26 protein-coding genes are annotated in these 25,024 nt (G+C 72.0%); 12 read left to right on the plus strand and 14 right to left on the minus strand.

Translation table 11 applies throughout. The features are described from left to right. Positions 1–250: 250 nt before the first annotated feature. Positions 251–739, plus strand: a complete 489-nt coding sequence (locus ACZ4XJ_RS16020; protein ID WP_362875339.1) for a hypothetical protein — start codon at positions 251–253, stop codon at positions 737–739. Between the two features lie 169 nt (positions 740–908). Here ACZ4XJ_RS16020 and ACZ4XJ_RS16025 read toward each other — a convergent pair whose 3' ends face one another. Then, positions 909–2,192: an adenylosuccinate synthase gene (locus tag ACZ4XJ_RS16025; RefSeq protein ID WP_362875340.1), complete on the minus strand. Its 1,284-nt coding sequence runs from the start codon at positions 2,190–2,192 to the stop codon at positions 909–911. A 184-nt stretch (positions 2,193–2,376) separates the two neighbouring features. Here ACZ4XJ_RS16025 and ACZ4XJ_RS16030 point away from each other — a divergent pair, with 184 nt between their 5' ends. Further along, on the plus strand, positions 2,377–3,195 hold the full coding sequence (locus tag ACZ4XJ_RS16030; protein ID WP_468496507.1) for a serine/threonine-protein kinase: 819 nt from the start codon (positions 2,377–2,379) through the stop codon (positions 3,193–3,195). A 136-nt stretch (positions 3,196–3,331) separates the two neighbouring features. Here ACZ4XJ_RS16030 and ACZ4XJ_RS16035 read toward each other — a convergent pair whose 3' ends face one another. Next, positions 3,332–3,499: a hypothetical protein gene (locus tag ACZ4XJ_RS16035; RefSeq protein WP_468496508.1), complete on the minus strand. Its 168-nt coding sequence runs from the start codon at positions 3,497–3,499 to the stop codon at positions 3,332–3,334. Between the two features lie 180 nt (positions 3,500–3,679). After that, complete coding sequence (locus ACZ4XJ_RS16040; RefSeq protein WP_362875343.1) at positions 3,680–4,054, minus strand: VOC family protein; 375 nt, start codon at positions 4,052–4,054, stop codon at positions 3,680–3,682. 396 nt (positions 4,055–4,450) lie between these two features. Between ACZ4XJ_RS16040 and ACZ4XJ_RS16045 the strand changes: the two genes are divergently transcribed. Further along, positions 4,451–5,041 carry a hypothetical protein gene (locus tag ACZ4XJ_RS16045; RefSeq protein ID WP_468496509.1) on the plus strand — a complete coding sequence of 197 codons (591 nt, stop codon included), beginning with the start codon at positions 4,451–4,453 and terminating at the stop codon, positions 5,039–5,041. Between the two features lie 73 nt (positions 5,042–5,114). Here the strand turns inward: ACZ4XJ_RS16045 and ACZ4XJ_RS16050 are convergent, their stop codons facing one another. The 5 genes from ACZ4XJ_RS16050 to ACZ4XJ_RS16070 form a co-directional block, all read right to left on the minus strand. Continuing rightward, positions 5,115–6,332 carry a cytochrome P450 gene (locus tag ACZ4XJ_RS16050; RefSeq protein ID WP_468496510.1) on the minus strand — a complete coding sequence of 406 codons (1,218 nt, stop codon included), beginning with the start codon at positions 6,330–6,332 and terminating at the stop codon, positions 5,115–5,117. Positions 6,333–6,618: 286 nt separating this feature from the next. Continuing rightward, positions 6,619–7,278 (minus strand): response regulator transcription factor, encoded by a 660-nt coding sequence (locus ACZ4XJ_RS16055; protein ID WP_362875346.1) that lies wholly within the window; start codon positions 7,276–7,278, stop codon positions 6,619–6,621. Further along, complete coding sequence (locus tag ACZ4XJ_RS16060) at positions 7,275–8,600, minus strand: sensor histidine kinase (protein WP_468496511.1); 1,326 nt, start codon at positions 8,598–8,600, stop codon at positions 7,275–7,277. The genes ACZ4XJ_RS16055 and ACZ4XJ_RS16060 overlap by 4 nt, the downstream gene beginning before the upstream one ends. A gap of 87 nt (positions 8,601–8,687) precedes the next feature. After that, complete coding sequence (locus ACZ4XJ_RS16065) at positions 8,688–9,359, minus strand: response regulator (RefSeq protein WP_468496512.1); 672 nt, start codon at positions 9,357–9,359, stop codon at positions 8,688–8,690. Beyond that, positions 9,356–10,663 carry a sensor histidine kinase gene (locus ACZ4XJ_RS16070; RefSeq protein ID WP_468496513.1) on the minus strand — a complete coding sequence of 436 codons (1,308 nt, stop codon included), beginning with the start codon at positions 10,661–10,663 and terminating at the stop codon, positions 9,356–9,358. Before ACZ4XJ_RS16070 ends, ACZ4XJ_RS16065 begins: the two co-directional genes overlap by 4 nt. 885 nt (positions 10,664–11,548) lie before the next feature. Here ACZ4XJ_RS16070 and ACZ4XJ_RS16075 point away from each other — a divergent pair. After that, positions 11,549–12,076, plus strand: coding sequence for an HIT family protein (locus ACZ4XJ_RS16075; RefSeq protein WP_468496514.1), 528 nt, complete (start codon positions 11,549–11,551; stop codon positions 12,074–12,076). A 32-nt stretch (positions 12,077–12,108) separates the two neighbouring features. Here ACZ4XJ_RS16075 and ACZ4XJ_RS16080 read toward each other — a convergent pair whose 3' ends face one another. The 5 genes from ACZ4XJ_RS16080 to ACZ4XJ_RS16100 form a co-directional block, all read right to left on the minus strand. Then, complete coding sequence (locus ACZ4XJ_RS16080) at positions 12,109–12,288, minus strand: LysE family transporter (RefSeq protein WP_468496515.1); 180 nt, start codon at positions 12,286–12,288, stop codon at positions 12,109–12,111. Between the two features lie 510 nt (positions 12,289–12,798). Next, a complete protein-coding gene (locus ACZ4XJ_RS16085; RefSeq protein ID WP_468496516.1) occupies positions 12,799–13,224 on the minus strand; it encodes a nuclear transport factor 2 family protein in 426 nt (141 codons plus the stop codon). A gap of 81 nt (positions 13,225–13,305) precedes the next feature. Beyond that, a complete protein-coding gene (locus ACZ4XJ_RS16090) occupies positions 13,306–15,129 on the minus strand; it encodes a serine/threonine-protein kinase (protein WP_468496517.1) in 1,824 nt (607 codons plus the stop codon). Between the two features lie 223 nt (positions 15,130–15,352). Continuing rightward, on the minus strand, positions 15,353–15,880 hold the full coding sequence (locus ACZ4XJ_RS16095; RefSeq protein WP_362875354.1) for a MarR family winged helix-turn-helix transcriptional regulator: 528 nt from the start codon (positions 15,878–15,880) through the stop codon (positions 15,353–15,355). Beyond that, positions 15,873–16,502: a type 1 glutamine amidotransferase family protein gene (locus ACZ4XJ_RS16100; RefSeq protein WP_362875355.1), complete on the minus strand. Its 630-nt coding sequence runs from the start codon at positions 16,500–16,502 to the stop codon at positions 15,873–15,875. The genes ACZ4XJ_RS16095 and ACZ4XJ_RS16100 overlap by 8 nt, the downstream gene beginning before the upstream one ends. Before the next feature lie 188 nt (positions 16,503–16,690). Between ACZ4XJ_RS16100 and ACZ4XJ_RS16105 the strand changes: the two genes are divergently transcribed. The 3 genes from ACZ4XJ_RS16105 (at position 16,691) to ACZ4XJ_RS16115 (ending at position 19,671) form a co-directional block, all read left to right on the plus strand. After that, the gene (locus tag ACZ4XJ_RS16105; protein ID WP_468496518.1) at positions 16,691–18,043 is read left to right on the plus strand and encodes an aminotransferase class III-fold pyridoxal phosphate-dependent enzyme; all 1,353 of its coding nucleotides are present in this window, start codon (positions 16,691–16,693) and stop codon (positions 18,041–18,043) included. Between the two features lie 163 nt (positions 18,044–18,206). Beyond that, positions 18,207–18,872: a GntR family transcriptional regulator gene (locus ACZ4XJ_RS16110; RefSeq protein WP_468496519.1), complete on the plus strand. Its 666-nt coding sequence runs from the start codon at positions 18,207–18,209 to the stop codon at positions 18,870–18,872. Between the two features lie 148 nt (positions 18,873–19,020). After that, positions 19,021–19,671: a hypothetical protein gene (locus ACZ4XJ_RS16115; protein WP_362875358.1), complete on the plus strand. Its 651-nt coding sequence runs from the start codon at positions 19,021–19,023 to the stop codon at positions 19,669–19,671. Between the two features lie 123 nt (positions 19,672–19,794). Here the strand turns inward: ACZ4XJ_RS16115 and ACZ4XJ_RS16120 are convergent, their stop codons facing one another. Beyond that, entirely contained in the window at positions 19,795–20,526 is a 732-nt protein-coding gene (locus ACZ4XJ_RS16120; RefSeq protein ID WP_362875359.1) for an SLATT domain-containing protein, read from the minus strand. Positions 20,527–20,777: 251 nt separating this feature from the next. Here ACZ4XJ_RS16120 and ACZ4XJ_RS16125 point away from each other — a divergent pair, with 251 nt between their 5' ends. From ACZ4XJ_RS16125 to ACZ4XJ_RS16145, 5 genes are all read left to right on the plus strand, one after another. Further along, on the plus strand, positions 20,778–21,122 hold the full coding sequence (locus tag ACZ4XJ_RS16125) for a YbaB/EbfC family nucleoid-associated protein (protein WP_362875360.1): 345 nt from the start codon (positions 20,778–20,780) through the stop codon (positions 21,120–21,122). A 65-nt stretch (positions 21,123–21,187) separates the two neighbouring features. Next, positions 21,188–21,787, plus strand: coding sequence for a recombination mediator RecR (gene recR, locus ACZ4XJ_RS16130; protein ID WP_319192216.1), 600 nt, complete (start codon positions 21,188–21,190; stop codon positions 21,785–21,787). Next, entirely contained in the window at positions 21,780–22,427 is a 648-nt protein-coding gene (locus ACZ4XJ_RS16135) for a DUF5063 domain-containing protein (RefSeq protein ID WP_362875361.1), read from the plus strand. Before recR ends, ACZ4XJ_RS16135 begins: the two co-directional genes overlap by 8 nt. Positions 22,428–22,572: 145 nt before the next feature. Further along, complete coding sequence (locus tag ACZ4XJ_RS16140) at positions 22,573–23,847, plus strand: aspartate kinase (protein WP_468496520.1); 1,275 nt, start codon at positions 22,573–22,575, stop codon at positions 23,845–23,847. Beyond that, complete coding sequence (locus ACZ4XJ_RS16145; protein WP_468496521.1) at positions 23,844–24,917, plus strand: aspartate-semialdehyde dehydrogenase; 1,074 nt, start codon at positions 23,844–23,846, stop codon at positions 24,915–24,917. Before ACZ4XJ_RS16140 ends, ACZ4XJ_RS16145 begins: the two co-directional genes overlap by 4 nt. The last annotated feature ends 107 nt before the right edge of the window (positions 24,918–25,024 follow it).

Raw genomic sequence — 25,024 nt, forward strand, 5'->3', positions numbered from 1 at the left:
GAGGTCTTCCGGCTGCACAGTCGGCACGGCGTGCCCCTGCGCACGTACACGGCTGCGGGCGCGGGGGCCGCGTGACCGGTCCGCCTGGGTCGCGACGTACGGGTGGGCGGGAGACGATGGGTAGCGGCGGACCCGTCCGGCCCTGCGGCCGACGTGCGGTGCCGCGGACCCCGCAGGGGGTCGCGCGTCGCTCCGTGCGCGCTCCGGCGTCCAGCCCTCCTGCCCCCTCTCCCGCACGGGAGGAAACACCATGAAGCGTCGTACGCGCCTGACCCTGCTCGCCCCCGTGATCGTGGGTTCCCTTGCCCTCGGATCCACCGCTCTCGCCCAGGCCCCGTCGGCTCCCGCGGCCGTTCCCGCCGCCACGTGTTCGCTGTCGGGCGTCCTGCCGGACGGCACGGTGAACGTCTCCGGCGGCGGGTTCCTGCCGGGACCGGCGTTCCTGGAAGCGTCCACGGGGGTCGGCGCCGGCTTCAGCATGAGCCCGGACGGCACCTTCACGATCGCCAAGCAGAAGAAGGACGCCACGTACTCGGTCCGGCAGGGCTCGACCGTCACCCGGTGCAGCGGCGACGGTACGACGAGTGCGGCCACCGGCACCACCGCGAAGGCCGGCATCGTCGCCGGTTGGGACGCCGTCAGGGCCAACTGCGCGGCGACCGCGCCGGCCTCGGCGAACGAGCAGTTCAGTCAGGGCTGGACCAAGGGCGCCGCCGTGGCGAAGGAGGCGTTCTGCTGAGTCCGTCGTGCCCCGGTCCCGGGGAACGACGGAGCGGGGCGGTCGGCGTACCTGCCGACTGCCCCGCTCGGTCGTGCGGCGGTAGCCCTACGGGGCTACCTGGGCGGTAGCTCCACGGGGCTACCGCCCCGGTACCGCGGACGTTGCCGCCCGGGGTACCGCGGACGTCCTAGAGGAACGAGTTGATCTCGATCGTCTCGGTGCGGCCGGGGCCGACGCCGATCGCGGAGATCGGGGCGCCCGACATCTCCTCCAGGGCCTTGACGTACGCCTGGGCGTTCTTCGGGAGGTCCGCGAAGGTCTTGGCCTTGGTGATGTCCTCGGACCAGCCGGGGAGGGTTTCGTAGATCGGCTTCGCGTGGTGGAAGTCCGACTGCGAGTACGGGAGCTCCTCGACGCGCTTGCCGTCGATCTCGTACGCGACGCAGACGGGGATCTCCTCCCAGCCGGTCAGCACGTCCAGCTTGGTGAGGAAGAAGTCCGTCAGGCCGTTCACGCGGGTCGCGTAGCGGGCGATCGGGGCGTCGAACCAACCGCAGCGACGGTCACGGCCGGTGGTGACACCGCGCTCGCCACCGATGCGGCGCAGGGCCTCGCCGTCCTCGTCGAAGAGCTCCGTCGGGAACGGGCCGGCGCCGACGCGGGTGGTGTAGGCCTTGAGGATGCCGATGACGCGGCTGATCTTCGTCGGGCCCACGCCGGTGCCGGTGCAGGCGCCGCCGGCGGTCGGGTTCGAGGAGGTGACGAAGGGGTACGTGCCGTGGTCGACGTCGAGCAGGGTGCCCTGGCCGCCCTCGAAGAGCACGACCTTGTCCTCGTCGAGCGCGTTGTTGAGGATCAGGGTGGTGTCGGCGACGTAGCCCTTGATCTGCTCCGCGTACTGGAGCATCTCCTCGACGATCGCCTCCGCCTCGATCGCGCGGCGGTTGTACAGCTTCGCGAGGAGCTGGTTCTTGCCCTCCAGCGCCGCTTCGACCTTCTGGATGAGGATCGACTCGTCGTACAGGTCCTGCACGCGGATGCCGACGCGGTTGATCTTGTCCGCGTAGGTCGGGCCGATGCCGCGGCCGGTCGTACCGATCTTGCGCTTGCCGAGGAAGCGCTCGCCGACCTTGTCGAGGGTGACGTTGTACGGCGTGATCAGGTGCGCGTTGCCGCTGATGAGCAGCTTGGAGGTGTCGATGCCGCGCTCGTTCAGGCCGCGAAGCTCGGAGAGCAGGACGGCCGGGTCGACGACGACACCGTTGCCGATGACCGGGGTGCATCCGGGTGAGAGGATGCCGGAGGGGAGAAGGTGCAGTGCGTACTTCTGGTCACCCACGACGACCGTGTGGCCGGCGTTGTTACCACCCTGGTAGCGCACTACATAGTCAACGGATCCACCGAGCAGGTCGGTGGCCTTTCCCTTGCCCTCGTCACCCCACTGAGCTCCGAGCAGCACAAGAGCGGGCACAGGCGTACACCTCTTCCGGATGGGGCATGTCCAAGGTCAGGGGGCGTACGACGATGTACACCGCAGGCTGAGCCGTCGGACCGGTGCCCCGGAATAGACGAAGGCCCTGGCGCAATAGCGCAAGGGCCTCTTGCACAAAGATGCTACCCGAGGAAGGACCGAGGTGTCGGCTCCAGAGCCCACCATGAGCCATGCGGGCGCGCCGGTAGGCGGCCTGCTCGTGCTCGTCGACCCGGTCGCCCGCCGTCTTGACGGCGAGTCGGTGCGAATCGCGAAGGATGTGTTGTCAGCGGGAGCGACGGCGAAAATCTGCCTCCCGGATTCGCAGGAGGAATTTGCGCGCGCCCTCGCCCGCCGGGGTCATCGGCGGCCGGTGATCGTGGGTGACGACCGCGCGCTGGTCCGCGCGGTGGGGCTGCTGCACCGGGAACGGGAGCGCGGAATGGGCGAGGGCGTCCTCTCGCTGGTCCCGGTCGGCCCGCCGGGATCACTGACGCTGGCCGGGGCGCTCGGGGTGCCGCTGTCGGCGGTGCCGGCGGCGCGGGCCGCCCTCGACGGGGTGGCGCGGTCGCGGGACCTCCTCGTCGACGACAGCGACGGGGTGGTGCTGGGCGGGTTGCGGATCCCGCCGCCCCCGCGCACGCTCACGGTCGCGCGGTGGGGCGGTACGTACCGCTCCCTGCTGCGCACGCTGCTGCCGAGCCCGGCCGCGCCCGAGGCGCGGCCGGTGCACCGGCTGCGGATCGAGGTCGACGGGGTGGTCCTGGCGGATCTGGACCAGCCGGTGGAGGACGTCGCCGTACGGACGGCCGAGCCGGGCGGGCCCGCGGAGGTGGTGGTCCGGCTGTCGGGCGGCCTGCCGCTGACGGGCCGGGCCGAGACGGTGACGGTGTCCGGGGCGGACTTCCGCTACCGGGCCAACCAGGTCCTGACGGGCCCGGTCCGGCGGCGTACGTGGACCCTGCGCCGATCGGCGTGGTCCCTGACCCTGCCCCGGGGGTAGGGCGCCGGCGGGGCGGGGCGGGGCGGGGGCGGGGGCGGGGTTGCGGGCGGGTCAGCTGCCTCCGGCTCGGAGCGCCGGGTGGTGCGGGCGGGTCAGCGGCCGGACAGGTCCGTCGCGGCGGCCTCGATCAGGTCCGTCACCGCGCCCGGCTGGGAGGCAGGGAGGCGCGCGAGGCGTTCAGCTCGATGGTCTTGCGGGGGTGCATCCGCTCCGCCATGCGGCGCTCGTTGTCCGGGTGGATCATGCGGTCCTCGGTGGAGTCCTGGTACCAGGACGATGGAGGGCTTGTCGGACGTGACGGCATGCGGCGGGGCCCTTCCCGCGGGGGGAGGGGGTGAGGGGGAGGGAGCGTGGGTGGTGCGTGCGTGGACGGTGCGTGTCCGGATGCGCTGCCCACGCCAGGCAGGGCGCCGGGGCGCTGGCCGCGCCGCCACCGCAGCGCGGCCCCGGTGTGCCCTCGTCGCGCCGCTTCCCCCGCCCGGCGTCACATCGGTTCGAGTACCGACAGGACGTTGCCCGCCGGGTCCTTGAACCAGGCGATGGGCGGGCCCTCGCTGCCGCGCACGATGCCCTTGGCGTCCGTGTCGAAGCCCGGGTAGCGCTCGAAGGAGACCCCGGCCGCGGTGAGCTCGTCGACCGCGCGCTCGACGTCGGGCACGGGGAAGTTGAGGATGGTGAACCCGGCGGGCTCGTGGTCGTCCTTGGGGTACACGAGCACGTCGGTGTCGCCGGCGAGGTGCAGCACGAGCATGCCGTTCTCCTCGCTGACGCGCAGGCCGAGGGTGCCGCCGTAGAACTCCTTGGCCCGGGGGATGTCGTTGACCGCGAACCCGCTGAACGCCTTGGTTTCCTCGAACATGATCAGTCCTTTGACGTGCCGAAGCCCCCTGACCCATCGTCCCCCGGGAGGGGGAGGGCGTCGACCGGTGCGGGGGTCGGGACCGCACCGCGATCGTGGAGCGCAGGACAGGCCATGGTGCGCCCGGTATGCCCAGTGGTTCCGGTTCCCCGCGAAGACACCCGGGGCCGTCTCCCTCTGGAACGCCCTGGCGGTCACCCCTCGGGTCGGCGGGTTGTTCCACTCGACCTGCTGGTGTTCGCCGCTGGGCGCCCGCCCGGCGGGGCTCTCCTGGCCGCCTCAGTCGCCCCATGGGTAGGCCCGCTTCACCATCTCGCCGGAACGCCTGACGGGCCGTCCCCCGCGCGGCACGTTGAACCGCGTCGCCGCACGAACGAACGACATCGGAGGGGACGCATGCCGAAGTACGCCGAGTCCGCGGCCGAAGCCGACCAGAACCTCAGGGACTACTGCGACGAGATCGGGTTCGACCCCGAGTGGGTGCCCGCGGGCAAGTGGGACCTGTCGGTCGGGATCGCACAGAACCCCGAACACGGCTTCGAGCAGGCCCGCAAGACCATCGACAGCGACAAGGAGGACATCTTCAAGTCGGGCGCGAAGGACGCGCGCAAGGCCAAGTTGTCCGGCGACCCGAGCGGGCTGCCGGCCGCGGTGAAGGTGCACTACAGCCTCAAGGACACGCTGGTCCCGACCATTCTCAAGCAGTGCGCCGACGCGTACGTGGGCGGCGAGCGCGTCAACCTGGGCCTCGGCGGCTCCGCGATGGACGCGGACGCGTACGGCGAACTGCGCGACGAGTGGCGGCAGGCCGCCGGGGTCGCCGGGGGCGGCCTCTTCACGGAGTTCGTCAGCCACGCCCCGCAGGACAGGGCCGCGCTGGGCAAGGGGGCGGTCGGGGGGACCCTCGCCCGGCGCAAGGTGCAGGGGAACCTGCTGGTGAAGATCAACGGGGTGCGGTTCAACATGCGCGTGGACATCGCCGACTGACGGGTCGGTGGAGGTGTCGAACGGCGCCGGGGGTGGCGTCGAGCGGCGCCGGGGGCGCCGGGCGCCGGTCGACTCAGAACTCCACGAGCAGTTCGCGCAGGCCGCGGATGACGTAGCCGTCCTGCCACTGGGGCTCCCGTACGAGCCTCAGCGGCGGGAGTCCCGGCTCCAGCAGCGCCCCGAACGAGGCCGCCAGCTCCAGCCGGGCCAGTGGCGCTCCGAGGCAGTAGTGGATGCCCGCTCCGAAGGTCAGATGCGGGTTGTCGGCCCGCGCGAGGTCCAGTTCGTCCGGGTTTGTGAACCGCGCGGGGTCCCGGTTCGCGGACCCGAAGAGCAGGGCGACCTCCGCCCCGCGGGGGATCACAGTGCCTCCGACCTGGATGTCTTCGAGAACCCAGCGCTCGAACAGCTGGAGGGGTGTGTCGTAGCGCATTAGTTCATCCACAGCTGTGGATAACTTTTTCGGATCCGCCGTTCCGGAATCCGCACGGAGCTCCGCGAGCTGAGCCGGATTGCGGAAGAGGGCCCACCAACCGTTTACCGTCGTGTTGACGGTCGCCTCGTGTCCGGCGTTCAGCAGGAGCACGCAGGTGGAGATCATCTCCTGCTCACTGAGCCGCCCCTCGTCATCGTGGGCGGCGATCAACCCGGAGATCAAATCCGCTCCGGGACGCCTACGGCGTTCCGCGATCAACTCCCGCAGGTACGCGCTGAACTCCAGGCTCGCCGTCACCGCCCGGCGCGCGGTGTCCTCGCTCGGCCGCAGCTCGTACATGCCGCAGATGTCCGCCGACCAGGGGCGCAACAGGCCCCGGTCGGACTCCGGAACGCCGAGCAACTCCCCGATGACCGCGACCGGCAGCGGTTCGGCGACGGCCGTCAGCAGGTCGCCGCCCCCGGCCTTGCGCAGCCCGTCGACCAGTTCGCGGGCCAGCCGTTCCACCTCCGGCGCAAGCCGTTCGACGGTGCGCGGGGTGAACGCCTTCGCCACCAGCCGACGCACCCGCCCGTGCGCGGGATCCTCCAGGTCCAACATGCCGTGGTCGTTGAGCGTGTGGAACGGTTCGTGCTCCGGCGGCGGGGCCACGCGCCCGAACTCCTCGTGCGAGAAGCGGTGCAGGTAGGTGCGGCCCAGTCGTCGGTCCCGCAGCAGCCCGTTCACATCGGCGTAGTGCGGCACCAGCCACTGCCCGGTCGCCTCGGACCACAGGGCCCGCCCCTGCTCCCCCAACTCCCGGTAGGCGGGGTACGGATCGGCTACGAACGCGGCGTCCCACGGATCAAAACCCATCCACGCAGCGTAGGCCGTTTCCCTGACGCGGCAAGGTGTCACCGCTCCACCTGTCGGAACGGGTTGCCGCTCCACACACGGAGTGCGCCGCCGCGTGCTGGGGACCGTCCGGGCGGGTCGCCGGGCGCGACACCCCGTGCGAGCTGCGGCGCCGAAGGCGCCCGACCGTCGCCGGCGTCGGCGCCGTCGCGACGTGGGGGCGAAGGAGTTCGATGTCGAACCCTGGCGGGCCGGACGACTCCGCCGGGCGATCTGATGGATCGTCATATTCAGGCGTTGTCGAGTGCTACGCCGGCGTCACCAGTCGGGTCTCGTAGGCGAACACCGCTGCCTGCGTTCGGTCACGGAGGCCCAGTTTCACCAGGATCCGGCTCACGTGCGTCTTGATCGTGGACTCCGCGACCATGAGCCGGTCCGCTATCTCGGCGTTGGACAGGCCCTGCGCGATGAGGACGAGGACCTCCGTCTCCCGTTCCGTCAGTTCCGTCACCCCGGCCGGATCGGCGAGCCGGGGAGCCTCCGCCAGCTTGGAGAACTCCACGATCAGACGCTTCGTCACCGAAGGGGCCAGCAGGGCCTCCCCGGCGGCGACCACCCGCACCCCGTCCGCCAACTGCCGGGCGGAGGCGTCCTTCAGCAGGAAACCCGACGCACCCGCCCGCAGCGCCTGGTACACGTACTCGTCGAGGTCGAAGGTGGTCAGGACCAGGACCTTCGCGTCCGTGTCGGAGGCCACGATCTGCCGCGTCGCCTCCAGGCCGTTCATCTCCGGCATCCGGATGTCCATCAGCACCACGTCCGGCCGCAGGGCCGCCACCTGGGCGATGGCCTGCCGGCCGTCCACCGCCTCGCCCACGACCTCGATGCCGTCCATCGCGTTCAGCAGGACCGAGAAGCCCTCGCGCACCATCATCTGGTCGTCGACGATGAGCACCCTGATCGTCATGTCGACTCCTCCACGGACTCGGGGCGGCTGCGCACGGGTATGAACACCGCGACCTCGTACCCGCCGTCCGCGCTCTCCCCGGCGGTCATCTCCCCCTCCAGCATGGCCACCCGCTCCCGCATCCCGGTGATGCCGTGCCCCGCGCCGGGCGAAGGACGGACATCACCGACCGGCGGGCCGTTGACGACCCGTACCCCCAGACCACCCAGCACGTAGGACACCTCCACCTCGGCCACCGCACCCGGCGCGTGTCGCAGGCTGTTGCTCAGGGCTTCCTGAATGATCCGGTACGCCGACAGCTCCACCCCCTGCGGCAGCTCCCGCACGGCACCGGTTACGGTCTTCTCCACCCTCAGACCGGCCTCCCGCACGTTGGCCAGCAGCCCCTCCAACGAAGCCAGTGTCGGCTGCGGGGCGTCCGGTGCCTCGTAGTCCGCGGACCGGACCACACCCAGCACCCGGCGCAGCTCCGTCAGTGCGGCCACCGCGTTCTCCCGGATGGTGACGAACGCCGCCTCCAGCTCCGGCGGCGGGTTCTTCACCCGGTACGGGGCCGCCTCGGCCTGGATCGCCACCACCGACATGTGGTGGGCGACCACGTCGTGCAGCTCCCGCGCGATCGTCGTCCGCTCCTCCAGCAGCGTCCGCCGGTCCCGCTCGACGGCCGTCACCTTCTGCTGCGCGGAGACCTCCTGCCGTGCCTCCCTGCGCGTGTTGCGCACCGTGACGACCAACAACGCCACCGCCGACGCGAAGGCCATCGGGGCGGCCTCCCCCGCGTTGGAGGAACCGACCAGGATCGGCAGGAGCTCGCCGAACACGACCGTGATGACCCATATCCAACCGGCCACCCTGGGCCGGGTCCGCGCCGCCACGACCGTGACCGTCGCGAGGTAGGCCACGAAGGTGCTCGGCGACCACGGCCAGGTGAAACTCTGGGCATGGAGGACGGACAGCGCCGCCGTCGCCGCCAACGCAGCCCAGAAGGCCCCCACCGGCCGGACCAGGGTCATCAGCAGCGGGGTCGCCGCGATCAGTCCCATCACCAGGTATTGGAGGGGCGCCCCACCGATGTTGCCCGCGCTTGCCAGCAGGACCACGAAGAACGCCGTCGCGCATATCGCCGCGTGCGGCAGGTACGCCACCCTCGCAGCCATCCTCGGGGACAGCCGCCGGGTCAACGGTCCGTCCGTGGGCATCGGCGGAAGCGGGCGGTAGGCGAACGCGTGGGTGATCAGGTCATCACGCAGGCTCTGCATGATGCCCGTGGCCATCCGCAGCTCTGGCGGTCGGGGGGTGGCCCCGGTGGTCGTCTCGGTCATACCTGAACCGTAGGTGGGGGCCGCGGTAGCCCGCGTCGGTAGGGAAGGGGATTTCTGTGGGTCCCTCTCAGGTACTACGCGGGCCCCTCAGTAGCCCGACGGACGGACCAGACCCGTCTCGTACGCGAACACCGCCGCCTGGGTCCGATCCCGCAGCCCCAGCTTCACCAGGACCCGGCTGACGTGCGTCTTCACGGTCTGCTCCGCCACCACCAGGTGCGCGGCGATCTCCGCGTTGGACAGCCCCTGGGCGATCAACGACAGCACCTCGGTCTCCCGCTCCGTCAGCGCCTCGATGCGCGCCTTCGACGGGGCCCGCGGCGTCCCCAGCCGGGAGAACTCGGTGATCAGCCGCCTGGTGATGTTCGGCGACAGCAGGGCCTCCCCGGCGGCCACCACGCGCACCGCCTCGGCGAGCTGCTCCGCCGAGGCGTCCTTCAGGAGGAACCCGGAGGCGCCCGCGCGCAGCGCCTCATAGACGTACTCGTCGAGGTCGAAGGTGGTCAGCACGAGCACCCTCACCGCCGAACCGGGCGCGCGGGTGATGACCGACGTGGCCTCGATGCCACCCATGCCCGGCATGCGGATGTCCATCAGCACCACGTCCGGACCCAGCTCGGCGACCTTCGCCACCGCATCCGCCCCGTCCACGGCCTGACCGACCACCTCGATGTCCGACTGCGCGTTCAGCAGGACGGTGAAGCCCTGCCGCACCATCATCTGGTCGTCGGCGATCACCACCCTGATCGGAGTGCTCATCTGTCCTTCTTCGTCTCGGAGGAGGACCCGAACGACGGATCCAGGGGCAGGACGGCACTCACCTCGTAACCGCCGCCCGGTCGTGGGCCCGCCGCCAGTTCGCCGCCCAGCATGCCCGCCCGCTCCCGCATCCCGAGCAGTCCGTGCCCCGCTCCGGGTGAGGGCGGAGCGGGCCGGGTCGGAGCGGAGTTGGCGACACACAGGTGCAGATCGCGCGGCCCGTACGCGACACCGACCTCCACCCGCGAACCGGGAGCGTGACGCAGGCAGTTGCTCAAGGCCTCCTGCACGATCCGGTACGCGGTCAGCTCGACGCCCGCCGGCAACGACCGGCGGACCCCCGCCGTCTCGGTGGTGACGTCCATGCCGGCGCCCCGCACGTTGGCGACGAGCCCGCTCAGTTCGGCGAGGGTCGGCTGCGGGTGATGGGGGTCGGCGGGATCCTCGGGCTGCTCGGACCGCAGTACGCCCAGCACCCGGCGCAGTTCGGTGAGGGCCTCCAGGGCGTTCTGCCGGATGCCCGCCAGGTTCTCCTTCAGTTCCTCGGACGGGCTTTCCACCAGGTGCGGGGCGACCTGAGCCTGGATGGAGATCACCGACATGTGGTGGGCGACGACATCGTGCAACTCGCGCGCGATCCGACTGCGTTCCTCCAGCAGGGTCCGCCGGGCCCGCTCCTCGTCGGCCACGTTCTCCTGCACGACCAGCTGCCGGCGGGCCAGTCGCAGGGCGCGCAGTACCCACCCGAGGAGCCCGGCGATCCCGAAGAGGAGCCCGGAGGCGACGAACGTGCTCGCGCCCTGCACCGGCCGGAAGAGCAGCTCGGCCAGACCGGTGGAACCAGCCGAGACGGCCACCACGCACACGGTGGCCCGGGGCGACACCCGCAGTGCCACCAACAGGACGATCAGGGCGGAGGCCAGGTACCCGCTGGGCGGCCAAGGCCAGGGTTCGCCCTCCCGTACGGGGTCCCGGGCCACGCCGGTGACCACCCCCGCCGTGATCAGGGCGAGCCACCAGGCGGGTATCGGGCGGATCAGGGCGAGGGCGACGGATGCGCCGGTCAGGCCCGCTGCCACCGCCGGGAAGCCACCGGTGAGCCGGTGGTACTCGGTGAGTTCATGGTTGACGACCAGCCCGAAGAAGGCCGCCAGGAGCAGGACCACGATGTGTGGCAGCCGGGCCTGCCATGACGGTCGGGCCACGGGCGGCAGCGGGGCGGGGCGCAGGGTGAAGAGCTCACCGACCGGATTGCCGGGGTCGGCCGGCAAGGACCCGCCCAAGGGCGCCGGTTGCTTGTTCACGCGGGACAGCCTAGGCATGGGTGATCTCCTCAACGGAAGTCGGTCGACCCCGGCCACGCTGCGGCCCCGGATCAAGGACCGACCTTGCGACGGGGTCGGGAGCAGGGGGAATTGCAGAGGCGGGTGTAGGGGCGTGGGTGCGGGGGCCGGGCGGTCGGAAGTGCTGCGCGCCGTCATGCCGTGACCGACGCGGCGGGCGGGCGTTCTGCGCGTGGGCTGCGTGGGCTGCGTGGGCTGCGTGGGCTGCGTGGGCTGCGCGGTCCGGGGCGGCCCGGGGCGGCCCGGGGCGGTCCGGGGGAGGAGTGGCGTCGTGAGGGAGGGCGGCGGGTGGGGCGGGGGTCTTCGTGGGAGCGGAACGCCGCCCAGCAGACGGCCAGGGCCGTCGCGAACACCGGTAGCCGGAGCTGATCGCTCCCGTGCTCCGGACGGAATCCCGACCGGGGCGGCGGCCATGGCCCGGAGCTTCGCGGCCCGGGCCACGTGGCCCGCGCCGTGTGCGGTGCGGGCCGCCTCCGCGGGGTTGCCGAGGTTCGCCGCGTACCGTTCCCGCGCGGTCGCCGACTCGGCGATGATCGCGGGCGCCGGAGCGGGTGTCCGCGGCGACGCCGCCGCGGAGACGAGGAACACGACGGCTGCGGCAACGAGGCCGGCCAGCAGAGTACGGCGGATGCGGCTGCTCGTGGTCATGGCGTGTTCTCTTCCTTCTCCTGCGGTCCCGACCGGGCAAGCGCCCGACCTGGTACCGAAGTTAGGAATCAGGAGGCCTCGTCGTCGTCACGCTGCGGAGCCGCCTTTGCGTGTAGCTCTCAGGTATGACTGGCCCGACCCCAGAGCCATGTGACGGCCGTACGGAGTCCTTACCGCACCTTTCGTTAGGGTCCGGGGATGAACGACACCGACAACCGGCCCGACAGTCAGGCCGCCCGGCACACCGACAGTCAGACCGACTGGCGAACGGACCGCATCGGCAGCGCGCACCGGGGGGAGAACCCCACCGTCCTGCGCCGCCTCGACTCCGGGTTCGCGGCCATCGGCGACCGTCAGTTCCTGCCCGGGTACTCCGTGCTGCTGACCGACGACCCCGCCGTGACCCGGCTCTCCGATCTGCCGCCGACGCGCCGGATCGCGTACCTCACCGACCTGGAACGGCTCGCGGAAGCCGTCGAGCGTGCCTGCGCGCGCCTCGACCCGGCCTTCCGGCGCGTGAACATCGAGATCCTCGGCAACACCGACCCGTACCTGCACGCCCACATCTGGCCCCGTTACGACTGGGAGGCCGACGACATCGTCCGGCTGCCGGTCTGGCTGTACGAGGACGAGGAGTTCTGGCGCGGAGACCGGTATGCGCTGGCCCCCCGCCACGACGCCGTGCGGGCAGCCGTTTCCGAGGAACTCGACCGGCTGCTGGGCTAAACCGCCAGGCGCAGTCGACCCCTACCCGCGAGCTACGTGGCCGACGTCGCGACCCGCACGCCGAAGCCGATCAGGACGATCCCCGTCACCCGGCCCATCGTCCGGCGGACGCGCGGACGCGCGAAGAATCGCCGGGCGCGGGACAGGACGTAGACGTAGGTGCTCAACCAGGCCACCGTCAGCACCACGTGGACCAGCACCAGGAGCGCCATCCCGACCGCCGCAGGCAGGCCCCCCGGGCGACGGGTGGTAGCAGGCCGGTGCAGAAGAGGGCGATCTTCGGGTTGATGGCGTCGTTGGCGATCAGGCCGGTGCGCCACGCGCCGGCCGATCCGTCGCCGCCCCGGTCGCCCGGCCGCCCGGACGCCCCGGCCGCCGGTACCGCCACCGGCGGCCTCCCCCGCGCCCTGACCCGGCGCCTCCCCGCCCGCGCCGGCCGGCCGGCGCAGTGACTGGATGCCGAGGAAGCACAGGTACGCCGCCCCCGAGAGTCCGACCATCAGGTACACCTCGGCGGACACGGCGAGCAGCGCGGCCGGTCAGGCCACGGTGAGGGCGCCCCGAAGCAGCAGCCCGACGCCGATCCCGCCGACGGTGCGCAGCCCGGCGGCCCGCCCGCGCGAGACGGCCCGCCCGGTCGCGATCGCCATGTCCGGGCCGGGTACGACGGTCGACAGGGCCAGTACCCCGGTCGCGGCGGCGAGTTGGGTGAGCAGGCGGGCTCAGTCTGCGACCAGAGGTTCGACGTACCCCGCTCGCCAGCGGGGCGCGGGGTCCTGGCCGGGGCTGGTCCAGTACTCGCGGGCCCCGACGATCTCCCCCTCCCGTACGGTCCACAGGGATACCGCCCGGTAGAGGACGTGGTCCTCGGGTATCTCCACCTCGGTGACCACGAGGTCCCCGTCCGCGAGGATGCGCAGGACCTCGACCTGTCCGGTGGTCCGCTCGTCCCCAGCTCCCTCGCCCGCCGCGTCGCCCGCGTCCCCCTCGTCACGGAGGACGGCGATGAAGTTGGCCCGGCCCACGATGCGTTCGCCGCTGACCGGCCACTCGATGACGGCGTCCTCGGCGATGAGCCCGGTCACGCCGTCCCAGTCGCGTGCCTCGATCCGCTCCCACAGTTGTGCCACTACCTTCAACGGCTCCATGTGCCGCAGTGTGCGATGGGGCCCTCTCGCGCAACAAGCTTTGCTTGCAGGCTTATTGACTTCGACACAATCGGCTGCGGCCTACTCCCGGTGATACGTGAGAGGGGGAATCGATGCCTCCTCCAGCTCGCGCCGAAGGGTCCCGTCGGGCAGCAGGCGCAGTCGGCTCGGACTGCCGGAAGTGCAGGTGGGAGGGCTACCCGGGGCGACGGTGGAGGCGTCGAGCTCGACCGGGTCCGGGCCCTTTCGCAGGGGCGCCCGCCAGGAGCAGACGTAGCCGGGGTTCTCGACGCGGAGGGCCATGACGGTGTCGCCCACCGTGCCGGGGGTCAGGGTCAGGTGCCACGTCGAGGAGCCGTGGTCGGCACGCCAGGTTCCGACGTAGCTCTTGGGTAGGGTGCCGGGACCCTCGCCCGGGTCTGCGCCACGACTTCCTGCGGGAGGAGCGGAATCCCGGCCCGGGCCGACGCCGGACGCGGTGGGGGCCGGGGCGGGGGAGGGCGGTTCCGGTTCCGCGCTCATGACGGCGTACACCGAGCCGCCGGCCGCCACGGCGACGACGGCGGCGATCGCCAACAGGAACACCGTCGACGCGACGTGCGGGCGGGACGGGGGTTCGGCCCCGGCCCCGGCCCCGGCGGTCGGCGGTTCGTAGTCCCGGCCGGCGGGCTGCGCCACCGGCACCGGCACCGCCACCGCCACAGGCGCCGCAACCGCCACCGGCACCGCCAGAGGCACCGGCGCGGGTGCGACCGGCAGCGGGGGCATCAGCGGGGTAGGCGGCGCCGGCATGGGCGCGGCCTGCGGTATCCGAGCACGCCCCTCAGGGGTCCGAGCGGTCCCCGGCGCCCCCGACGTCCGAGGTACGTGTGCACTCGGTGCACGCGGAACCCACGGCGCCTCCGCCCCCGCTCCCGCCCCCGCTCCCGCCCCCGCTCCCTCCCCCTCCTGCGGCGCCCGGTCCGGCCCACCCTGCTCGCGGTCGAGGAGTTGGGCGGCGTGTCGCCCGAGCTGCGCCACCAGCGGCGCCGGAAGCCACGGCTCCGGAGCCCGCCCGTCGCCGGCTGCGGCGTCCCCCGCCCCGACCCGCGCCCACACCTCCGCCGGATCCGGCCGCGCGGTGGGGTCCTTGTGCAGGCAGGCCGCCACGACCGGGCGCAACTCCGCCGGTACGCCGTCCAGGTCCGGTTCCGCTTCGATGACGCGCAGCAGCAGCCCGGAGCCGCCGCCGGGCTGCCGCGCGTCGCCGAAGGGCAGCCGGCCGGTGGCCGCGTACGCCAGGACGGCGCCGAGGCAGAACACGTCGCACGCGGGGGTGACCGGCCCGCCGAGCACCTGCTCCGGGGCCGTGAACCCGGGGGAGCCGAGGAGTTCGCCGGTCCGGGTGAGGCCTTCGTCGGGGTCGCCCGGGGGCCGTTGCGGGGGCCGGGCGATCCCGAAGTCGATGACGCGGGGTCCGTCGACGGTCAGCAGGACGTTGGACGGCTTCAGGTCCCGGTGGACGAGCCCCGCGCGGTGGATGTCCTGGAGGGCGGCGGCGAGGCCGGAGGCCAGGGTCCGCACGGTGCGCGGGGGCAGGGGCCCGAAGTCGTGGCTCACGGCCTGACGCAGGCTGGGGCCGGCGATGTAGCCGGTCGCGAACCAGGGGACGTCGGCCTCCGTGTCGGCGTCGAGCACGGGCGCCGTCCACGCCCCGCCGACGTGCCGGGCGGCGGCGACCTCGTGCCGGAACCTGCTGCGGAACGGCTCGTGCCGGGCCAGGGCCGGGTGCACGAGCTTCACGGCGACGGTACGTCCCCGATCCGCCCGGGCGAGGTACACCTGGCCCATGCCGCCGGCGCCGAGACGGCACAGGAGCCGGTAGGGGCCGATGTGATGCGGATCGGCGGGGCGCAACTGTTCCATCGCCGGGTGGTCCTTCCCCCTGACACTGGCCGGACGGGCCGAGCGTAATGCGGTGGGCTCCGCAAGGGGAGGGACGGTTCCGGCCGCTCGGCCGGTTGCGCCGTCGGGGCCGAGGGCCCGTACGTGTCCGGCCGCCGAAGCGGCCCGTACGGCCCCGGCCCCACGCGCGCATCCAACGCCCGGGCCCGCCCGCGCCCGCGCCCCCCTCACCCCCCGCAGCTCCTTACGCGTCGGGCGTCGCGGTGATGGCGGCGAGGGCCGTGGAGAGGCGTTCCAGGGCGCGGGCCGTTTCCGCGAAGGCGGCTTCGCCCAGTTCCTCGGCGAGGCGGTCGGCGAGGGCGGCGTGACCGGGGTGGATGCGGGCGATCGCGGCGCGGCCCTCCTCGGTCGGGCGCAGCAGCTTCGCGCGCCGGTGGGCGGGGTTCGGCACGTACTCGGCGAGCCCCTTCGCCGCGAGCAGGTCCGCGATGCGCTGCACGCTCTGCCGGGTGATGCCCATGGACCGGGCGACACCCGCGACGGGCAGCGGCTCCCGGAGCACGGCGCCCAGCACCTGCCACCACGCGGCCGTGAGCCCGGCCGGGCGGGCCAGTTCCTCCGAGACGGCGAGGAACTGGCCGTTGAGCTGGAAGACCCCGAGCGCGGTACGGCTCAGCAGGTCCTGCCGCCCCCGGAGCGACAGGCCGTCGGCCCGGTCAAGGCCCCCGGCCTCGGCCGCCGGACCCTCCCCCCGCGGGAGCGGATCAGGCATCGCCGGCCTCCTCGGCCGCCATCAGGACCGGGTACGCGCTCTCGTCGGAGTGGTGGAACAGCCGGTACCAGGCGTCCAGGACGTCCGGCTTGTACACGTCGAGGCGGGCGAAGACCTCGCGGGCGAAGGCCACCGGCTCCGTCGGGCCGGCCGTGATCAGGTCGCCGTCGGTGACGGCGTCAGCGTCGACGTAACGCTCGGCGCCGCCGTAGCCCGGCTGCCCCGCGAGGTAGAAGGAGATGGCGCTGGTGTGGCGCCTGCCGTCCAGCAGGCCTTCGCGGGCGAGCCCCGCGGTGGCGCCGCAGATCGCGGCGACGGGTACTCCGGCGGCCAGGAACTCGCGGGCCTTCGCCGCGAACGGGGCCAGGTCGTCGCCGGTGTCCCACAGGGATGCGCCGGTGAGGATCAGCAGCGACGAGTCCTCGGGGCGCAGTTCCGCGAGCGCCAGATCGGGCTGGACGCGGAGGCCGCCCATCGTGGTGACCGGAAGTCCGGCGGCGGGTCCGACCGTACGGATCTCGTGGCCGCGCTGGGCGAGGTGCGCGGTGGTGTGGCCGGTCTCCCAGTCCGCGTAGGTGTCGTAGACGGCGAGGTGGACGGGCTTGCGCGGGGTCTCGCTCATGGTGTGGCCTCCAACGGCATCGACGAGGAAGATGACAAGAGACTGTCATCTCGTCAGCATGCTGTCAATGTCCCACGCAGGCGAACCGCCGGCGCCCGGCCGCGGCGGACAGACTGCCGAGGATGGCCCCCCACCCCCATACAGTCCGCCGATATCCCTCCCCACCTGCGCACTTCTAGCGTGACCGCATGACCCCTCATGTCACCGGCGCGACCGTGAAGGCCGCCGACCGCGCTCACGTCTTCCACTCGTGGTCCGCCCAGGCCCTGATCGACCCGCTCGCCGTCGCCGGTGCCGAGGGGTCGTACTTCTGGGACTACGACGGGAACCGCTTCCTCGACTTCGCCTCCCAACTGGTCAACACCAACATCGGCCACCAGCACCCCAAGGTCGTCGCGGCGGTGCAGGAACAGGCCGGCCGGCTCTGCACCCTCGCGCCCGGATTCGCCGTGGACGTCCGCTCCGAGGCCGCACGCCTCATCGCCGAGCGCACCCCCGGGGACCTCGACAAGATCTTCTTCACCAATGGCGGCGCCGAGGCCGTGGAGAACGCCGTACGGATGGCCCGGCTGCACACCGGTCGCCAGAAGGTGCTCTCCACTTACCGCTCGTACCACGGAGCCACCTCCGCCGCGATCAACCTGACCGGCGACCCGCGCCGCTGGCCCTCGGACACCGCCTCGGCCGGTGTCGTGCACTTCTGGGGCCCGTTCCTCTACCGCTCGCCGTTCCACGCGAGCACCGAGGCCGAGGAGTGCGAGCGCGCCCTCACCCACCTCGCCGACACCCTCGCCTTCGAGGGCCCGCAGACCGTCGCCGCGATCATCCTGGAGTCGGTGCCCGGCACCGCCGGGATCATGACCCCGCCCGCGGGCTACCTCGCCGGCGTGCGCGAGCTCTGTGACCGCCACGGCATCGTCTTCATCCTGGACGAGGTGATGTCGGGCTTTGGCCGCACCGGCAAGTGGTTCGCCGCCGAGCACTGGGACGTCACCCCGGACCTGATCACCTTCGCCAAGGGGGTCAACAGCGGATACGTCCCGCTCGGTGGCGTCGCCATCTCCGGAGCCATCGCCGAGACGTTCGCCACACGCCCGTACCCGGGCGGACTGACGTACTCCGGTCACCCCCTGGCCTGCGCGGCGGCCGTCGCGACGATCAACACGATGGAGGAGGAGGGCATCGTCGAGCACGCCGCGCACCTCGGGGAGAACGTGATCGGCCCGGCGCTCGCCGAGATCGCCGAGCGACACCCGTCGGTCGGCGAGGTCCGGGGTCTCGGCACCTTCTGGGCCCTGGAACTCGTACGGGACAAGGCGACGCGCGAGCCGCTCGTGCCGTACAACGCGGCGGGCTCGGCCAACGCGCCGATGGCCGAATTCGCGGCTGCCTGCAAGGCGTCCGGGCTGTGGCCGTTCGTCAACATGAACCGGACGCACGTCGTCCCGCCCTGCACGATCACGGAGGCCGAGGCCAAGGAGGGTCTGGCGCTGCTCGACGACGCGCTGACGGTCGCCGACCGCCACACGACCGGAGCCTGACCATCCGGATAGCGTCCGGATAACGGGCGTTATGTCCGCATACCGGCCGGACGGCCGCCGCGCGCCGGCCGCTTCCCGTCGCGTACTGGTGCGTAAACCGTTCGGTTTCAGCCGCGCTGCCTGGCCTAAGGTGTCCGAAGATCTATGGAGGAGACGGACCCCTATGCCAGGCAGCGGAGGTGTCACCCGCAACACCCTTCGGCAGCAGATCGCGGACGCGCTGCGTGACGAGGTGCTCGCGGGACGGCTGCCGCCGGGCACCGAGTTCACGGTCAAGCAGATCGCCGAGCAGTACGAGGTATCCGCGACGCCGGTGCGCGAGGCCCTCGTGGACCTCGCCGCGCAGGGCCTGCTGGAGTCCGCCACGCACCGGGGGTTCCGGGTCCGCGTCTACTCCGTCGCCGACTTCGTCGGCATGATCGAAGCGCGGACGCTGATCGTGGACGGCATGTTCCGACGGCTCGTCGAACGCGGCACCGCCCCCGGTGCGTGCGAGATGCTGGTGTCGGTGCGCCGCCGGGCGGAGGAGGCGCGCAAGGCCGCGCGCGGCGGCTCGCTCGAAGTGCTGATCGGCTATGACCTGCGGTTTTGGCGGGAGCTGAGCGGCCTGGTCGGCAACACCTACATCACCGAGTTCCTGCACCGCATACGGGTGCAGTGCTGGGTCTTCTCCGTGCCGTACCTCCAGGGTGCGCCGGAACTGCGGACGGCGCTCTGGGACGGGCACAACGAGCTGGTCGAGGCCGTGACGCTGGCGGACGCCGACGAGGTACGGCGCATCGTGCGCGCGTACAACCAGCACGGGCTGGACTGGGCCGCCGGACTCTGAGCCCCGTGACGCGGCGCCCGCCCCCGGCCCCGTGAGCGGCGCCGGCACCCCCGGGTCCTTGCGCACCCCTTCGCGGAGCGTGTCCGGCGCACTACGCTGGCGGCATCAGTGGCAGTCGACACGACTGATCCGACCGATCGGAGCCCGCGTGGCCTGTGACCTGTGGCTGGTCCCCCTCGTCGATGTGCTGTGCCACAGCCCCGACAACCCCTTCGCGGAGGAGATCGCCTCCTACGACAAGGCGCTGGGCGAGGCGGGCATGCCGTCCGTCCCCGTGTTCGCGTACATGCCGGGCCTGAACGGGGACGTGGCCCCCGTGGCCGGATTCGACTACGACGCGCTGCACTTCCTGCGGCGCGCGTACCTGCTGCAGATCTGCGGATTGCCGGTGACGCCGGTGGACGAGCTGGGCGGGGACTACGAGCAGCTGTTGGAGATGTTCGAACCGACGGCCCAGCAGTCGCACCTGGTGTGGCACTACGACCACGCCGGGGCCTACGTGCCGGTGGACTTCGCGGCTCCGCTGGCCAACGAGGAACTGCTGGCCGGGGGCGGACCGCTGGGGTCCGCGCAGGGGCTGCTGCGGGAGCTGGCCGTCGTCGCCCCGGCGATCGGAATAGACCCGGGGAACCCGCCCGCCGCACCGGCTCCGCCGGGCCGGCCGACGTCGCTGGAGGAATCGGCCGGGCCGATCCCGTACGACGAGAGCCCCTTCGCCCGGGAGCGCCACGTGTGGCTCGGGCTGCACGCGGCGGCGACACGCAGCCTCGGCCAGGGATCGATGATCATCTTCAGCTGAACCGGACGAACCGGGCGGAGCGGTTCCACCGGCCCCGGCCCCACCGGCCCGATCCCGTCGGACCCGACCGCGCGGCGGGTGCGGGGCGCACCGCCCCGCGCCCGCGCCCCGCAACCACGCACCTCAGCGCGGCTGTTCCGGCGGGCGCTGGCGCGGCATGTTCGGCCGGGTGCCCGGGGGGAGGGGGAAGCGGGCCGGGGGGACGCCCGGGTCGGAGCGTGCGGTGGAGCCGGCCAGGGACTGCATCACCAGGGGGGCGGGGCCCGCGCGGAACTCGACCATCCAGTCCGCCGTCTCCGAGCGCACCAGCTCCGTCACGTCCTCCGAGAAGCGCCGCAGCACCGTCAGGCAGCGCTCGGCGGCCTCGCTCGCGGTGCCCTCGGTCGGGCCCAGTACCTCGCGGACGTTCTCGGAGGCCCAGTCGAACTGGAGCGTCTGGAGGCGGCGCTGCACGGCCTGCGCGGTCGCCACGTCCCGCATCCACCCGGAGGTGAGCCCGAAGAACCGGTCGCAGGCCAGGCAGGCGGCGGCGAACAGCAGGCACAGGTACCCGTACTCGGACGCGCCCGGCGCCGAGCCCGTCAGCTCCAGCAGGGGCATCGCGGCGCCGGAGACGGCGCCGGCGGCCGCGCCCACCCGCAGCGCCCGTGCGCCGCGGCGCTTCCACGCCCGGTCGGACAGGTACCACTCGGCGGTGCGCAGCGCGTCGGCCTCGACGCGCCGGTAGAGCTCGTCGAGCCGCTCGGCGGGTTCGCCCCAGTCCCCGAGGGGGAACGGCCGGCCGGTCAGGTCGCCGTCGCCGTCCTCTGCGGGATCCCGGGGTGGCCCCTCGGGCTGCATCTCCGGCTGACTCACCCGGCACTCCCTCTGCCTGCGCTGACGTGTGGTGGTGCGCGTGTGCGTAATGGTGCGCATGCTCTTCCTACCTTCGAATGCCGGGGCATGGACGACGAATCCCCGGTTTTCCGCCCGCAGGGAGGGCCTCAGCAGGTACGCGCACGCCGTATCTCTCACTCGAAAGAGTTGGTCCTCCCGGCGTAGGGCGCGCCGCGCGGGGACCACGTAGGCTCGGATTGACCAAGCGTTCCCGAAGGAGTGAGTGCCCTGTGATTCCCGGTGGTGGCCAGCCCGACATGCAGCAGCTGCTTCAGCAGGCCCAGAAGATGCAGCAGGATCTCGCAGCGGCCCAGGAAGAACTGGCCGCGGCCGAGGTCGAGGGTCAGTCCGGCGGTGGGTTGGTCAAGGCGACCGTCACCGGTTCCGGTGAACTGCTCGCGCTGGTGATCGACCCGAAGGCCGTGGACCCGGAGGACACCGAGACCCTCGCCGACCTGGTGGTCGCCGCGGTTCAGGCGGCCAACGAGAACGCCCAGGCGCTCCAGGAGCAGCGGATGGGTCCGCTCGCCCAGATGCTGGGCGGCGGCGGAGGCATCCCCGGCCTGCCGTTCTAGCGTCTGCGCCGGATCGTCCCGTGTGACATCGACCGAACCCCTACCGAACGAGAGAAGGCAGTCCGTTGTACGAAGGCGTGGTCCAGGACCTGATCGACGAACTGGGCAGGCTGCCCGGCGTCGGGCCCAAGAGCGCGCAGCGGATCGCCTTCCACGTCCTGCAGGCCGAGCCCACCGACATCCGCCGCCTCGCGCACGCGCTGCTGGAGGCCAAGGACAAGGTCCGCTTCTGCGCGGTCTGCGGGAACGTGGCGCAGGAGGAACGGTGCGGCATCTGCCGCGACCCGCGCCGCGACACCACGGTCATCTGTGTGGTGGAGGAGTCGAAGGACGTCGTCGCGATCGAGCGGACCCGCGAATTCCGGGGCAAGTACCACGTCCTCGGCGGCGCGATCAGCCCGATCGAGGGCGTCGGCCCGGACGACCTGCGGATCCGCGAACTGCTGACGCGCCTGGCGGACGGTACGGTCACCGAGCTGATCCTGGCGACCGACCCGAACCTGGAGGGCGAGGCGACCGCCACCTACCTCGCCCGCATGATCAAGCCCATGGGCCTCAAGGTCACCCGTCTGGCCAGCGGGCTCCCCGTAGGGGGAGATCTGGAGTACGCGGACGAGGTCACGCTCGGGCGGGCCTTTGAAGGAAGGCGACTTCTCGATGTCTGACGCAACGCTGCACGCCCTCGGCCAGGACCCGGACGACTTCGCCGCCTCGATCGCGGACCAGATCGAGTCGTTCATCGTCGCGGTCACCATGGTGGCCAAGGGCGAGGACCCGGACAGTGCCGTGCCCTTCCTCCTGCTGGAGGTGTCCCAGCTGCTGCTGGCGGGCGGTCGGCTGGGCGCGTACCAGGACGTCCTGCCCGAAGAGCGCTACGAGCCCGACCTGGGCCCGGAGCCGGACGTGGACGACCTGCGCGAGCGGTTCGCGCTCATGCTGGAACCGGTCGACGTCTACTCCGAGGTCTTCGACCCGTACGAGCCGCGCAAGGCGCCGGTCCCGCACCGGATCTCCGACGACCTGGCCGACGTGGTCGCGGACCTGCGGCACGGGCTCATCCACCACCAGGCCGGTCGGATCACCGAGGCCCTGTGGTGGTGGCAGTTCTCGTACTTCACCAACTGGGGTCCGACGGCCTCGGCCACGCTGCGCGCCCTCCAGTCGCTGATCGCGCACGTCCGGCTCGACCAGCCCCTGGCCGCCCTGGACGGCCTGGACACGGACGAGGACATCACCGAGGACGATCTGGCGGAGCAGGCCGGCCGGGTCATGGCCGAGGAACTGGGCGGGCTGGGTCGTAAGTGAGGGGCCGCGCACCTGCCCCGTCGGGGCCCGCCCGGGCAACCGGTCCGCTGATCTTTTCGTCTCATGATGTGGCACGAAGCGGTCGTATCGCGGCCGCTCGTTAGACTGCATCCGGAAAATGAGACGAACCGAGCGAGGAGCGCACGTGGGCCTTGTCGTGCAGAAGTACGGAGGCTCCTCCGTAGCCGATGCCGAGGGCATCAAGCGCGTCGCCAAGCGGATCGTGGATGCCAAGAAGAACGGCCACCAGGTGGTCGTCGTGGTTTCCGCGATGGGCGACACTACGGACGAGCTGATCGATCTCGCCGAGCAGGTATCTCCGATGCCTGCCGGGCGTGAGTTCGACATGCTGCTGACCGCCGGAGAGCGGATCTCCATGGCCCTGCTGGCCATGGCGATCAAGAACCTGGGCCACGAGGCCCAGTCGTTCACCGGTAGCCAGGCGGGCGTGATCACCGACTCGGTGCACAACAAAGCGCGCATCATCGATGTGACGCCGGGCCGTATCCGCACCGCGCTGGACGAGGGCAACATCGCCATCGTCGCCGGCTTCCAGGGCGTGTCCGCGGACTCGAAGGACATCACCACCCTCGGCCGCGGCGGGTCGGACACCACCGCCGTGGCGCTGGCCGCGGCGCTGGACGCCGAGGTCTGCGAGATCTACACCGACGTCGACGGCGTCTTCACCGCGGACCCCCGCGTCGTGAAGAAGGCCAAGAAGCTCGACTGGATCTCCTCCGAGGACATGCTGGAGCTCGCGGCCTCCGGCTCCAAGGTGCTGCTGCACCGATGCGTCGAGTACGCGCGCCGCTACAACATCCCGATCCACGTCCGCTCGTCCTTCTCCGGACTGCCGGGCACCTGGGTCAGCAACGAGAATCCGCAAGGGGACGCGCAGGTGGAGCACGCCATCATCTCCGGAGTCGCGCACGACGTCTCCGAAGCCAAGATCACTGTCGTCGGGGTCCCGGACAAGCCGGGCGAGGCCGCGGCGATCTTCCGCGCCGTCGCGGACGCCGAGATCAACATCGACATGATCGTCCAGAACGTCTCCGCGGCCTCCACGGGCCTCACGGACATCTCCTTCACCCTCCCCAAGACCGAGGGCCACAAGGCCATCGAAGCCCTGGAGAAGGCGAAGGGCCAGATCGGCTTCGACTCGCTGCGCTACGACGACCAGATCGGCAAGATCTCGCTGGTCGGCGCGGGCATGAAGACCAACCCGGGCGTCACCGCCTCGTTCTTCCAGGCGCTGTCCGACGCGGGCGTCAACATCGAGCTGATCTCGACCTCCGAGATCCGCATCTCCGTCGTGACCCGCCAGGACGACGTCAACGAAGCCGTCCGCGCCGTGCACACGGCCTTCGGACTCGACTCCGACAGCGACGAGGCCGTCGTCTACGGAGGCACCGGACGATGAACCCGCCCCGGTCCTCCGGCCCGGCGCTCGCCGTGGTCGGGGCGACTGGTGCGGTCGGTTCGGTCCTGCTCCGGATCCTGTCCCAACGGGCCGACATCTGGGGCGAGATGCGCCTGATCGCCTCCGCGCGCTCGGCCGGCCGCGTGCTGGCCGTGCGCGGCGAGGAGATCGAGGTGATCGCCCTCACCGAGGACGCCTTCGACGGCCTCGGCGTGGGCGACGTCGTGCTCTTCCTGACCCCGGGCGAGGTCTCGGCGCGCTGGGCCCCCGTGGTCACCGCGCGCGGAGCCGTCGTGGTGGACCGCTCCGCCGCGTTCCGGGACGACCCCGAGGTGCCCTTGGTGGTGCCCGAGGTGAACGGCCACGCCGTACGGATCCGGCCGCGCGGCATCGTCGCCGGCCCCGACTGCGTGACCGCCGCGATGATCGCCGCGCTGGGCGCGCTGCACGCCGAGTACGCGCTGGCCGACCTGGCCGTCTCCTCGTACCAGGCCGCCGGCGCGGCCGGTCGGGCCGGCTCCGAGACCCTGCGCCGCCAGCTGTCCCTGGTCGCCGGCACCTCCCTGGGCGAGCAGCCCGGTGACGTCCGACGGGCCGTCGGCGAGGACACCGGGCCGTTCGCGGCCCCGCTAGCGCTGAACGTCGTCCCCTGGTCCGGTGAGTTGTGCGACGACGGCTGGTCCTCGCACGAGCTGGCCGTGCGGGCGGAGACCCGGCGGATCCTCGGACTGGACGCGCTGCCGGTCGCCGTGACCTGCGTACAGGTCCCCGTGGTCACCGGCCATTCCCTGACCGTGCGGGCCCGCTTCGAGCGGGAGGTCGACGCGGTGCGCGTCCGGGAGATCCTGGAGGCCGCGCCCGGCGTGGTCCTCGTCGACGACCCGGCCGCTGGGGAGTTCCCGACGCCGGCCGACGCCGCCGGAACGGATCCCGCCTGGGTGGGACGGGTGCGGCGCTCGCTCGACGACACCCGCGCCCTGGAGTTCTTCGTGTGCGCCGACAACCTGCGCAAGGGCGCGGCCCTGAATGCCGTTCAGATCTCGGAACTCATCGCGGGTGAATTCGCGTAATTCGCTTTGTAGGATCGGTGACGATCCCTTGATCAAGGTGATGGCCCGACTGCCGCCTGGACAAACGGGGCAACCGGGAAGGGTGTACGCATGAGGGCAACGGGAAG

This window comes from Streptomyces sp. NPDC029836, assembly GCF_055574495.1.